Source organism: Sphaerospermopsis sp. LEGE 00249, assembly GCF_014299995.1.
In the GTDB taxonomy this organism is placed as follows: Bacteria; Cyanobacteriota; Cyanobacteriia; order Cyanobacteriales; family Nostocaceae; genus Sphaerospermopsis; species Sphaerospermopsis kisseleviana.
This window is the reverse complement of sequence record NZ_JACJUZ010000108.1, coordinates 1-12,043: the sequence shown is the minus strand read 5'-3', so window position 1 is coordinate 12,043 and position 12,043 is coordinate 1. Positions and strand designations below refer to the sequence as shown.

The 12,043-nt window shown below is 37.9% G+C and carries 12 protein-coding genes; 2 read left to right on the top strand and 10 right to left on the bottom strand.

Features of this window, described 5'->3' with window-relative positions:
* Positions 1-39: 39 nt before the first annotated feature.
* The 10 genes from H5968_RS23355 to H5968_RS23310 all read right to left on the bottom strand — a co-directional run bounded on the left by H5968_RS23355 (position 40) and on the right by H5968_RS23310 (position 9,313).
* Positions 40-855 carry a metallophosphoesterase gene (locus tag H5968_RS23355; protein WP_187041848.1) on the bottom strand — a complete coding sequence of 272 codons (816 nt, stop codon included), beginning with the start codon at positions 853-855 and terminating at the stop codon, positions 40-42.
* Positions 852-1,634, bottom strand: a complete 783-nt coding sequence (locus H5968_RS23350; RefSeq protein WP_187041847.1) for a GTP-binding protein — start codon at positions 1,632-1,634, stop codon at positions 852-854. Before H5968_RS23350 ends, H5968_RS23355 begins: the two co-directional genes overlap by 4 nt.
* A gap of 72 nt (positions 1,635-1,706) precedes the next feature.
* On the bottom strand, positions 1,707-2,060 hold the full coding sequence (hisI, locus tag H5968_RS23345) for a phosphoribosyl-AMP cyclohydrolase (RefSeq protein ID WP_096568203.1): 354 nt from the start codon (positions 2,058-2,060) through the stop codon (positions 1,707-1,709).
* A gap of 155 nt (positions 2,061-2,215) precedes the next feature.
* A complete protein-coding gene (folE, locus tag H5968_RS23340; RefSeq protein ID WP_187041846.1) occupies positions 2,216-2,866 on the bottom strand; it encodes a GTP cyclohydrolase I FolE in 651 nt (216 codons plus the stop codon).
* A 171-nt stretch (positions 2,867-3,037) separates the two neighbouring features.
* Positions 3,038-4,096 carry a GTP-binding protein gene (locus H5968_RS23335; protein WP_187041845.1) on the bottom strand — a complete coding sequence of 353 codons (1,059 nt, stop codon included), beginning with the start codon at positions 4,094-4,096 and terminating at the stop codon, positions 3,038-3,040.
* 51 nt (positions 4,097-4,147) lie between these two features.
* On the bottom strand, positions 4,148-5,989 hold the full coding sequence (gene thrS, locus H5968_RS23330) for a threonine--tRNA ligase (RefSeq protein ID WP_187041844.1): 1,842 nt from the start codon (positions 5,987-5,989) through the stop codon (positions 4,148-4,150).
* A 174-nt stretch (positions 5,990-6,163) separates the two neighbouring features.
* Positions 6,164-7,393 (bottom strand): FAD/NAD(P)-binding protein, encoded by a 1,230-nt coding sequence (locus H5968_RS23325; RefSeq protein WP_187041843.1) that lies wholly within the window; start codon positions 7,391-7,393, stop codon positions 6,164-6,166.
* A 168-nt stretch (positions 7,394-7,561) separates the two neighbouring features.
* The gene (gene hemB / locus H5968_RS23320) at positions 7,562-8,572 is read right to left on the bottom strand and encodes a porphobilinogen synthase (protein ID WP_187041842.1); all 1,011 of its coding nucleotides are present in this window, start codon (positions 8,570-8,572) and stop codon (positions 7,562-7,564) included.
* A 94-nt stretch (positions 8,573-8,666) separates the two neighbouring features.
* Positions 8,667-8,966 carry a type II toxin-antitoxin system RelE/ParE family toxin gene (locus tag H5968_RS23315; RefSeq protein WP_187041841.1) on the bottom strand — a complete coding sequence of 100 codons (300 nt, stop codon included), beginning with the start codon at positions 8,964-8,966 and terminating at the stop codon, positions 8,667-8,669.
* 8 nt (positions 8,967-8,974) lie between these two features.
* A complete protein-coding gene (locus tag H5968_RS23310; protein WP_187041840.1) occupies positions 8,975-9,313 on the bottom strand; it encodes a type II toxin-antitoxin system Phd/YefM family antitoxin in 339 nt (112 codons plus the stop codon).
* Between the two features lie 121 nt (positions 9,314-9,434).
* Between H5968_RS23310 and H5968_RS23305 the strand changes: the two genes are divergently transcribed.
* Together H5968_RS23305 and H5968_RS23300 are read left to right on the top strand one after the other, a co-directional pair.
* Positions 9,435-10,055: a chorismate lyase gene (locus H5968_RS23305; RefSeq protein ID WP_187041839.1), complete on the top strand. Its 621-nt coding sequence runs from the start codon at positions 9,435-9,437 to the stop codon at positions 10,053-10,055.
* A gap of 261 nt (positions 10,056-10,316) precedes the next feature.
* Positions 10,317-12,023, top strand: coding sequence for a DUF3352 domain-containing protein (locus H5968_RS23300; protein WP_187041838.1), 1,707 nt, complete (start codon positions 10,317-10,319; stop codon positions 12,021-12,023).
* Positions 12,024-12,043 lie beyond the last annotated feature (20 nt).

Here is a 12,043-nt window from a genome sequence, read left to right as displayed (position 1 = left end):
CCAGTCCCCAGTCCCCAATCACCAATCACCAATCACCAATCACCTTGTACAAACATGAGTAGGATCATCTGCTCTTTCAGCAAATTCTAAACCATTTGCTAAACGCCAAGCAAATATTTTTGGTAATCCTTTTTCAATAATTGCTGCACAGGTTTTTTGATAATCATAAGCAACTTCTCTTAATGTTACCTCTTGAATTTCTTGATCATAAATGACATAAGTTGCATTCGGTCTACCATGTCGCGGTTCTCCTACTGAACCAACATTAATAATTCTCTTTATAGGAGATGTAAAACTAATTTTTTGTGATTTTTTATGACTATCTATATCAACCCGTACCTGTAAATTACCTGCATCTAAAGTTCTCACATAAGGGACATGAGTATGTCCACAAAACAGCACATCTGCACCTGTAGAAATAACCCTTTCTAAAGCGACAAAAGCATCAAGTTCTGGTAATAAATATTCATGATTACTATGAGGACTACCATGAACAAAAGCTAAATTTCCCCATTGCATACTGTAAGGTAAATTGGCTAAAAATTCGCGGTTTTCTGGGGTAATTTCTTTATTCGTCCATTCATGAGCTTGGATTCCTCTTTTTTCTGCTAATAATGAAGGATAACTACAATCACAAGCATTCAAACCTTCGACTATATCTTCATCCCAACAACCAATACAGGTCGGAATATCTAAAGAGCGAATTTTGTTAACAACTTCATTGGGATAGGGTCCATATCCTACTAAATCACCTACACAGAATATTTTTTCTGCTTTTTGTTGTTCAATATCTAATAATACAGCATCTAAGGCTTCATTATTACCATGAATACATGACATTATTGCTATTTTCATACTGCTTGACCTTCTAATAAAATTTGTTTGACTTGTTGTTGATATTGGGAAATTAAATAATCAGATAAACAGCAATCTGATAATGTTGATTTTAATGCTGGTTCATCTAAATTTGTACCTGATATTTCTAAGCCACTAAAACGCTGTGGTCTACCTTCTAAATATCTGGGTAAATCTAATTCTAAAAACTCTGTTTGGGGAACACCAGCGACAAAATCACAATATATAGAACGTCCATCATTGACATCAAAAATACCCTTAGCGCGGACAACTTCACCATAAGCACCATGAGTTATTTCATACCAAAAATCTTCTAAACTATTTTCATCAATAACTTGACCAGTTGTACACACGCGCCAAATATTTTCTATGTGGATTATTTCCACAGGTGCGCCATAGAAAATTTCTTCAGTCCATGTATGATATTCTGAGTTTTTATCATTGGGTGGTAAAATAGCGACTGCACGATAATTGAGATTATCTAATATTTGGGATATTGTTGATAATTCTAGATAAGAACCTAATTCTATATAAATATGATTCGCTTCTGGGATGTGATGAATAAATTCAATTTCTTGATTATCCCCAAAAACTTTAATTCCTGGAAATTCAGATGCTATACAACTATGATCAATTAATACGTTTCCTGTTCCTGGACTGAAATAAATTAATTTCTCAAATTTTTCAGAAGGTTTGATTTCTCTGATTTGTTGACGAATCCAGGTAGTTTTTCCAGTTCCAGATAATCCAGCTACAACGGTAATGCTTGGTATATTCATGAGCAATTAGAATTAGAATTAGAATTAGAATTATAATTAGAATTATAATTATAATTAGAATGATAATTAAAATTATGTTTGAGGAAACAGAATTTCTACAGCATTAAAGAAACAACTTCTTGCACCAGTATGACAGGCAATATCGCCAATTTGCTCAATTTTGATGAGAATTGTATCACCATCACAGTCATAAAAAAGCTCTTTTACCTTTTGAATATGTCCAGATGTTGCCCCTTTATGCCATAATTCAGAACGGGAACGACTCCAATAATGAGCTTCACCTGTGGCTAAGGTTTTTTGAATTGATTCGGCGTTCATCCAAGCCATCATTAATATAGTACCATCACGGTAATCTTGAGCGATCGCAGGAATTAAACCTTGGGAGTTAAATTTTAAGTTTCTAATCATTTCAGATGGGAGAATCATATCTAATAAATCATGAATAAATTAATTACTTAATTACAGCAGGAGTCAGGAGTCAGGAGTCAGGAGTCAGGAGTCAGGAATGAATATAAAAGAACTTGTTTTATATTCTCTATTTTCTTCACTGTCACCTGTCACCTGTCACCTGTCACCTAACTTTAGTGAAAATTAGCATTGTGTCGAATTAAATTCATAAACTCTTCACGGGTGCGTGCATCTTCTGAAAATACACCACGCATTGCACTGGTGACAGTCCAAGAACCGGGTTTTTGCACACCACGCATTACCATACACATATGAGTTGCTTCTATCACTACTGCAACTCCTTTGGGTTTGAGTAAACCTTGCAGTGCGTCAGCTATTTGTAAAGTCAGACGTTCTTGAACTTGCAAACGTCTTGCATACATTTCACAAATACGGGCAATTTTTGATAAACCAATGACTTTACCATTAGGAATGTAAGCAACATGAGCGCGGCCAATGACTGGTAAAATGTGATGTTCACAAGAACTGAAAATGTCAATATCTCGCACTAATACCATTTCATCCGCACTTTCTGTAAACACTGCTCCGTTTAACAGTTCATCTAAGGATTCATGATATCCTTTGGTAAGAAATTGTAAGGCTTTGACGACTCTTTTAGGAGTATCTTTCAACCCTTCCCGGTCAGGATTTTCTCCTAGTCCAATCAGCAATGTTCTGACAGCTTGCATCATTTCTGCTTCTGTAACTTGGGGTTGTTGCTGAGTGGATAAAGATGACACAACTTGATCAGCAGAATTGAGAACGGGACTAATTGATAAAGTCATTGTTTGCTTTGGATTTGATAAATTATTTGTTGGTTAATAGAGTGATAAGATCCCCGACTTCTTTTATTGTCGTGTTAATAAATTGTGAATTGATCGCAGAAGTGGGGGATCTGGGTATCATCCTTAGAAATCACTATTAACTGTTTTGGGCAATTTTTTAACACTTATTTATCATAGCAGACAATTGTTAAGTTTTGTATAAATTTCAGTTTTATCCAATTTTCTGCCAATGAAAACTACCTGATTTTTAGGCGCTGTTTTCCAGTCATCAGCATTTAAACTGTAACGAGGTCCACTGAGTTGAAAAATATGGCGCAACTCACTATCACTAAACCATAAAATGCCCTTAGCTCTAAATACATCCTGTGGCATTTTTTCAACTAGGAAGTTCTCAAATTTATTGACATCAAATGGTTTATCTGCTTGAAAGGAGATTGACACAAAACCATCATTTTCTAAATGGTGGGAGTGATGATGATGTTCATGGTGTTCATGGTCATGGTGGCGATGTTCATGATGATGGTCATGATCATGGTGGTGATGTTCGTGAGTATCTTCTACATCATCGGTAATATACTCATCTTTTGGTGTTAAGCCTACACCTAAAATTAATGGTAGAGGAACTTTACCAAATTGAGTATGTAAAATTCTCGCACCTTGCTTGACATCATGGATAAAATCTTCTATTTCTCGCAGTTTATGCAAGTCCACCAAGTCTGTTTTATTCAGCAGAACAATATCACCATAGGTAATTTGTTGTAATGCTGCTTCACTTTCAAAATGTCGTTGATCAAATGTCTCTGCGTCTACGACGGTAATAATTGAATCTAGATTAGTTAAATCTCTGAGTTCTGTTCCTAAAAAAGTTAAAATTATGGGTAAAGGATCTGCTACTCCAGTAGTTTCAATTACCAAATAATCAATGCGTTCTTCTCGTTCTAAAACTCTATACACTGCATCAACTAAACCATCATTAATGGTGCAGCATATACAACCATTGCTGAGTTCTACCATATCTTGGTCTACAGAAACTAGCAATTGGCTATCAATATTAATATCACCAAATTCATTGACGAGTACAGCAACTTTTAAATCTTGTTTATTCTGGAGAATTTGATTTAAAAGAGTAGTTTTCCCACTACCTAAAAATCCTGTAATGATAGTGACAGGCATTCCTGTTTTGGGAATAGCTGGAATTGTATTTACAGTTGATTCTGTTACAGTATTCATATTTAAACCTTGTGAATTGAAAATGTTGATGTTTGAAATTAATCAAAAAAATTAACCGCCTGTCAAATTTAAGCTGTTTTGTAAATACTTGACAAGTTCAGCTAAATTCAAAACCCCTAAATCTCCCGATTTTCTACTTCTGACACTCAAAGTTTTGTTTTCTACTTCCTTCTTACCAACTACAGCAACAACAGGAATTTTTTCTAGTTCTGCTGTGCGAATCTGTTTACCTAAACGCTCCCCACTTCTATCTAATTCTACTCTAAATCCGCTTTTTTGTAAATCATTTGCTACGGATGTTGCATATTCTCGACAATCATCACTTACAGGTAAAAGCCGCAGTTGTACAGGTGCTAACCATAGGGGAAAATCACCTGCGTAATTCTCGATTAAAATGCCAAAAAAGCGTTCTAAAGAACCAAAAATAGCCCGATGAATCATGATGGGTTGTTGACGACTACCATCGGATGCTATATATTCCATCTCGAATCTTTGGGGTAAATTAAAATCTACCTGAATTGTCGAACATTGCCATAAACGACCGATCGCATCTTTAATTTTAATGTCTATCTTTGGTCCATAAAAAGCTCCGCCTCCTTCGTCTATACTATAATTCCAGCCTTTAGCATTTAAAGCTTGTTCTAGTGCTGTGGTTGCTAATTCCCAAACGTCATCATTACCTACTGATTTATCTGGACGGGTGGAAAGATTAACTTCATATTTTTTAAAGCCAAAGTCTGATAAAATCTTCTCAGTGAGATTTAAAACTCCTAAAATTTCCTCGGCAATTTGTTCGGGTAAACAAAAAATATGAGCATCATCTTGAGTAAAGCCTCTCACTCGCATTAAACCATGTAATGCTCCAGAGCGTTCATAGCGGTATACTGTTCCTAATTCTGCCCATCTTAATGGTAATTCTCGATAGGAATGGAGTTGATGTTTGTAAGTTAGAACATGAAAAGGGCAATTCATGGGCTTAATTTGATAAGCCTGATTTTCCACATCCATCGAGTCAAACATATTCTCTTGATAGAAGTCAAAATGACCCGATGTTTTCCATAAATCGAGATTCGCTACATGAGGAGTATATAATAGTTGATAACCAGATTCTAGATGAGATTTGCGCCAGTAATCTTCAATGATGTAGCGAATAATTGCACCTTTGGGATGCCAAAATACTAAGCCCCCTCCAGCTTCTTCTTGAATACTAAATAGATTAAGTTCTTGACCTAATTTTCGATGATCTCGACGCAGTGCTTCTTCTCTTTGTTGTAGGTAAGTTTCTAGTTCAACTTTTGTTGTCCAAGCTGTACCATAAATTCTTTGTAGTTGCTGTTTGGTTTCATCGCCTTGCCAATAAGCACCAGCAACATTTAATAATTTAAAGGCATTAGCATCAATTTCTCCGGTAAAGTTAATGTGGGGTCCTGCACACAAGTCCCACCAACAATTATTAGTAGGTTTAATATCTGTGACAAACAATGAAGGTTCTGAGTTGGCAATTTCAGGAGTACCAATAAAGTAACGTGTGATAATTTCTGATGCGGGAATGCGTTCTAAGATTTCTAATTTGTAGGGTTCATTTAATTCGGTAATTTCGGCGCGAATTTCTGCTCTTTCTACTTCTTCGCGGATAATAGGTAAATTAGCTTTTATTATCCGTCTCATCTCTACTTCAATTTTTGCCAAGTCATCGGTAGTGATGCTGACTGGACAGTCAAAATCATAGTAAAATCCTGTTTCTGTGACAGGTCCAATTGCTACCTTAGTTCCTGGAAATAGCTTTTGTACCGCCATTGCCATGATATGGGCGCTTGTATGGCGAATGCGTGTAAGTTTGTCGCTATCTTGCTCGTTTAAGCTGTCTTGGGACTGGGTTAATGAACTGACCATAGCAAAAAAATGAGAATCGTTATCAGTTTAGCGCAAAAAGGTCTGAATGTTACTAAGTTTGAAGTTTATTTTTTTGGAACAATACAGCAAGGAGGCAGGAGGCAGGAGCCAGAATTTTGGATGATATTGAATTTATTCCAATCTAAAATCCAAAATCTAAAATCCAAAATTGTATTAGCTGGCTTTAATTTCTGTAATACTAGGTGAAAAAGCTACACTAGGTTTAACTATTGCCGGAACGATTTTTTCACAGGCCATTCTTGCACCGGATAGGTTTCTAGCTGTGGGTCCTACTTGTAATGCTGCTAAACCACCCATGATAAATAATTCACAACCAGGCCAACGCAGATAAGTATCTAACACAGGTAAACCGTTGACTATTTGGATGGGATAGGTGGCTAAAATGTCTTGTAGTAACGGTTCGGTGGTGACATCAAATTTAGTACCTGTGGCTAACCAGATATAATCAAAGTTGTAAATATTACCGTTATCACATTCTACTTGCCAGTTATTACTTAACCATTCTGCTTTGACTATTTGACAGTTTTCATCAATGATAATATTACCACGATGCTTTTCTTTACGGAGTTGGGTGGCGATCGCTGGAGTTATTGAACCCCCATTTCTAGCTTCTTGAATGAGTTTCCAGCGTTGTTGCCAATTTTGCTCAAAAAATCCTTTCAGATATTTTGGTCCTAACCAACCGGGTGCAGCGTCAAATAGCTTTTCTGATAATTGTCGGCGCATCATTAAGTGAACTTTTGCACCACGGGCAATTGCACCGACGGCTAAATGTCCACTGGTTAAACCACCACCGAGAATTAAAACTCTTTGACCTGCTAAACTGTGATACTTCCGTAAATCTACAGTGTGAGAATGGCTGAGTCTATTTTCAGGATACTCTGTTTTAATTTGATTTACCCAATCAGGAATGTTAATTTTACCGCTACCGGTTGCTAACACTACCCTCCGTGCAGTTACGGTTTTTCCGTCTGACAGCCCTAATTGAAATTGAGGACGCAAATGATCTGAAAGGGGTTTAATGCTGGTTACAGCTAAAGGAATTACCTGATCCTGTAACTGTCGTTCGGCGATGATATCCTGGCAAAAATCCGCAAATAGTTGAGTGCCGGGTAAGTCGTAGGGGGGAAAAAGTTCCTGAGAACGAGATTCAGCAAATTTCCTTAAAGCAAAGGGGTTAGGGTGGGGATGATGCACTGCTGGCGATCGCAAATGGGGAATTTCCAAAGCTGCAAATTGCTGTTTCCAACGACTCATCCATGAACCACTCGGATCAAATACGGCAAATTTACCTTTCATTGTCTGCCGTTTTTGCAAGAGATGGGCAACTAAAGTCAGTGCATGAGGTCCAGCACCGATAATTGCTAAGTCAATTTTTGTCATAGGGTGTAGGGTGTGTGGGGAGATGGGGAGAATGAATAACAGGACTTACACGGAAGAATGAACCACGAAGGCGCAAAGGACACGAAGGTAAGAGGGTTTGAGAGATATTTTGCGTAAGTCCTAAATAATTAACTGCCTCCTGCCTCCTGCCTCCTGCCTCCTGCCTCCTTAAATCAACATCAAACCCACTTCTTTGGCGAAGTAAGTTAAAATTAAATCTGCACCAGCCCGTTTCATGCTGGTTAAGGTTTCTAAAATTACCTTTTTCTCATCTATCCAACCATTAGCGGCGGCGGCTTTAATCATTGCATACTCACCGCTAACGTTGTATGCTGCTACTGGTAAGTTAGTATTGATTTTGACTTGATGGATAATATCGAGATAAGCTAGGGCAGGTTTTACCATGACGATATCTGCACCTTCTGCGATATCTAATTCAACTTCTTTTAATGCTTCTTTGCTGTTACCCGCATCCATTTGATAGGTTTTTTTATCGCCAAATTTCGGCGCGGAATCTAAAGCATCTCGGAATGGTCCATAATAGGCTGATGCGTATTTTGCCGAGTATGCCAAAATACCGACATTGATATAACCTTCTGCGTCTAAGGCTTTACGAATTGCCCCAACTCTACCATCCATCATGTCAGAAGGAGCGACAAAATCAGCGCCGGCTTGAGCTTGGGAAAGTGCCATTTTTGCCAACACTTCTACGGTGGGGTCATTCAAAATAACACCGTTTTCATCTACTAAACCATCATGACCGTGTGTGGTGAAGGGATCAAGGGCGACATCGGTAATAACGATGATGTCGGGAACGGCTTTTTTGATAGCTTTGACGGTTGTTTGTACTAAACCTTCTGGGTTGTAGCTTTCTGTCCCTGTGTCGTCTTTTTTGTCTTCTGGGATAACTGGAAAAAGAGCGATCGCACCAATTCCCAATTGGGACACTTGGGCAATTTCTTTTAACAGCAGATCCAAAGAATAACGATAACATCCCGGCATGGAAGGAATTTCTACTTTTTGTCCTTCCCCAGTCATCACAAACATGGGATAGATCAAGTCATCTACTGTGAGTGTGGTTTCTCTGACCATGTTCCGTAGGGTTTGAGTCCGTCGCAAACGACGAGGACGCTGAACCAAATTTAATGACTGATCAGTATTTGAATTTGCAGACAGCATACAACCTTAAAATTACTGCTTTTCTAAAATGATAATCATTATTATATAGCTTGCGGGGTGGTATGTGGGATATGGCAAAGCCGGAAAGAATAGTTTAGTTATCAGTTGTAAATTGACTATTAATATCTCTTGAGTGATGCAGTATCCGAACTATCTCAATCCCATCATCAATTTTTGTGTAAAATACGATGTACGGTTTAACAGGAAAGCTTCTGAGTTCTGGCAACAAATCATCTCTGCTTCTACCCATGCCAGGAAATTTAGCTAACTTTGGGAAGCAATTGAAAATTTTAGCGATTTCTGTATCTGCTGCGATTTGATTATTTTGGGCAATATAAACCCATATATCTTCTAAATCTTGTTCAGCTAGTTGGGAAATTATGTAGCTATTCATGTAACTCTTTATTTACCTAGCTGATCCTGTCCTCTTGCTTTAATCTTTTCCAGCAAATTGGGTAAAGACTCATCGTTATATTCGCTGTATTCTCCATTTTTTAACTGTTCCGCACCTAAAGCTACATCCCGTTTCAATGCTTCAAACTTTAGCTTTTGCAATTCTGACTCTGCAAGCTGTAAACGTTCTTGAGTTTGTTGAAAACTAGCCACATCTTGAATGACAATTTCTGCTTTACCGTTAACAGTGAGAACGAGAGGAGATTTTGTAGCTTTGATGTGTTCGATAAACTGTTTGACGTTGCGTTTGAAGTCTGTGAGTGGGTGAATATTTTCTAGGTTAATCATAAAATATCGTATTTAATTCAGTCTTTTTTCCATATTGTATATGCTGAAATCAGGATTTACGCAACTGACATAATTCTCTGATTGTGCTTTTATAGAGATAGGTGAAGTTTTGTAAATAAAATTGACTACTATAGTTACGCCCACAACCACTACACTGCCAACCGCTTGGCATCGTTTAAAACCTATTTGGCAAGGTGAAGGAGAGGAAATTCAAAAAGGTTTACCTCACACTCAGTTAGCACCTGCTTGGCAATTACTACTTTTAGGTGATGGTTCTCCAACCAGACATTTACAATTACTGACTTGTGAACCCACAGAAGTAGACGTAATAGATATGTCTTTAATTGGCAACAATTCAGACCACGCCCCTAGCTTAATTGAAGCCGTACCAGGTCCAAGACTGCGGCGACAGGTATGGCTGCGGACTGCTTCCGGTAAAAGATTGGGTTATGCCACTTCTTGGTGGGAAGCGAGTCATGTAGATGAATTTTTGCAAAATCGTTCTTTACCAATTTGGGCAAGTTTAGCCCGTATCCGTACAGAATTGTATAGAGATATTCGCGGAATTTATTGTGGTTACTCAGAAGCTTTAGAGTTAGGATTTGAGCAAGCTGGACCATTTTGGGGTCGCCATTATTTGTTTTGGCATCATGGACAACCACTCACCTTAATTTATGAAGTTTTTTCGCCTTATTTAACTAAATATTTAGGTCAGACACAGTTGAGTGGTAGTAATGATTGAATTAGGATAACTATCCCACCGTATTGGAATGACATCTCACTCAAGATGCAAATTAATTTCAACAAGATTCCATTGGGAATTTGACAAAACAGGTTAAATAAAATATCTATCAACAATAACTTACTGTTTTTCTTCTCGTTAACAATAAGATTCCCTAATTCTTCAAGAAGTGGGGAATCTGAGCGAGATTAAATGAGCTTGGTTTGATTCAAAACATCAAATCAGTAATTTGTTCGCAATTATTTATAGGTATAACTTGTAATGGCACTACCTATTGTGTCTAGTGTGATCAAGAAAAAAAAGAAACCGTCTTTAATCGTAACCCTGTCAACTGCTGGGTTATTGATTGGTGCTGGAAGTGCTGCATATTGGTTTTTCACCCAAGGACAACCATTATCTAGAAATTTGCCAGTGGGTGCAAATATTATTCCTCAAGATGCTTTGTTTGCAGTTTCCTTGACAACAGATACTCAACAATGGAAAAAATTAAGGGAGTTTGGGACACCAGAAACTCAAAAAGCACTGGATAAAAATTTAATCAAGTTGCAACAACGCTTGTTAACTAATAATGGTTATAACTTCGAGAAAGATATTCAACCCTGGGTAGGGGATGAAGTTACGATCGCTGTTTTAGCTCCTTCATTAGAGAATAAAACATCTAAACAAGTAGCCACTGATGCTGAGATTTATGAACAGTCAATGGTGATGATTTTACCAATCAAAAATCCCGAAACTGCCAAAAGTATTTTGGCACAACCTAAATCATTGAAACAAGGTAAATGGATTGAGCGCACTTATCAAGGCATCACGATTAAACAAACCCAAGAACAAGCTGGACAAAAGCTTTCGGCTGCATTAATAGATCAGCATTTTATTGTGATTACAGATAATGCTAAAACCACTGAAAGAACAATTGATGCCTATAAAAATCAAGCTTCTTTGGCAACATTAGAAGGCTTTGCCACAAACTTCTCAAAAACAAGCAGTTATAAACCTTTTGCTCAATTTTATATCAATGTACCAATAGCTGCCAAAATAGCAGCAGCGGCTCCTAATCGACGTTTACCCGCTCAGGTACTGACGCAACTTCAAAATAACCAAGGTGTGGCGGGAACTATTACCTTAGAACCACAAGGAGTTAGGTTAAAGGGTGTTTCTTGGTTAAACCCCAATAGTAAGCGCGTGCTGGCGGTAGAAAATAAAGCCGGGAGTATGCAAAATCGCCTTCCCAGTGAAACTTTAATGATGTTGTCTGGCAGTAACTTACAGCGTTTGTGGACAGACTATGTTTCTACTTCTAAAGGAAATCCTTTGTCACCTATCAAGCCGGAAAAACTGCGACAGAGTGTAAAATCTTTGACAAATTTGGATTTAGAAAAAGATTTACTCAGTTGGATGAAAGGGGAATTTTCAGTTGCTGTAATTCCTAATACGCCAAAAGATGCAGCACCTGATAATTTTCGGGCTGGTTTAGTGTTTATGATTAAGGCTAGTGATGCTCAGGGAAATTTACGCCAATCTGCGGAAACTGCTTTACAAAATCTCGATGAAGTAGTGAAAAATCAATATCAGTTTAAAGTCGAGCCTGCTACTGTGGCGGGTAAACCTGTTGTGAACTGGATTTCACCTTTTGGGACTTTAACTGCTACTCATGGTTGGTTAGATGAAGATGTGCTTTTCTTCGTTTTGGGCGCTCCTGTCAGTGATACAATTGTTCCTAAACCCAACAACACACTAGCCAGCACTCGCCCTTTTCAACAAACAGTTCCCTCTGAACTTAATCCACCCAAAGGACAGTTTTTCTTAGATATGGAACGGGCGGTTAAAAGTTTTACTTTCAATACTGCATCTCCCAGTCAACAAGCATTACTAGCAGCAATACACACTGTTGGGGTGACAACTGCTGTCAAAGATAATCGTAGTCAACAATATGACATTTTTCTGGAACTGAAAAAGGGTGATAGGTGACTGGGGACTGGGGACTGGGG

Excerpts from the sequence above, each read along its gene's own strand:
- H5968_RS23355 (WP_187041848.1), bottom strand. The coding sequence starts at position 855 with ATGAAAATAGCAATAATGTCATGTATTCATGGTAATAATGAAGCCTTA.
- H5968_RS23350 (WP_187041847.1), bottom strand. The coding sequence starts at position 1,634 with ATGAATATACCAAGCATTACCGTTGTAGCTGGATTATCTGGAACTGGA.
- hisI (WP_096568203.1), bottom strand. The coding sequence starts at position 2,060 with ATGATTCTCCCATCTGAAATGATTAGAAACTTAAAATTTAACTCCCAA.
- folE (WP_187041846.1), bottom strand. The coding sequence starts at position 2,866 with ATGACTTTATCAATTAGTCCCGTTCTCAATTCTGCTGATCAAGTTGTG.
- H5968_RS23335 (WP_187041845.1), bottom strand. The coding sequence starts at position 4,096 with ATGAATACTGTAACAGAATCAACTGTAAATACAATTCCAGCTATTCCC.
- thrS (WP_187041844.1), bottom strand. The coding sequence starts at position 5,989 with ATGGTCAGTTCATTAACCCAGTCCCAAGACAGCTTAAACGAGCAAGAT.
- H5968_RS23325 (WP_187041843.1), bottom strand. The coding sequence starts at position 7,393 with ATGACAAAAATTGACTTAGCAATTATCGGTGCTGGACCTCATGCACTG.
- hemB (WP_187041842.1), bottom strand. The coding sequence starts at position 8,572 with ATGCTGTCTGCAAATTCAAATACTGATCAGTCATTAAATTTGGTTCAG.
- H5968_RS23315 (WP_187041841.1), bottom strand. The coding sequence starts at position 8,966 with ATGAATAGCTACATAATTTCCCAACTAGCTGAACAAGATTTAGAAGAT.
- H5968_RS23310 (WP_187041840.1), bottom strand. The coding sequence starts at position 9,313 with ATGATTAACCTAGAAAATATTCACCCACTCACAGACTTCAAACGCAAC.
- H5968_RS23300 (WP_187041838.1), top strand. The coding sequence starts at position 10,317 with ATGGCACTACCTATTGTGTCTAGTGTGATCAAGAAAAAAAAGAAACCG.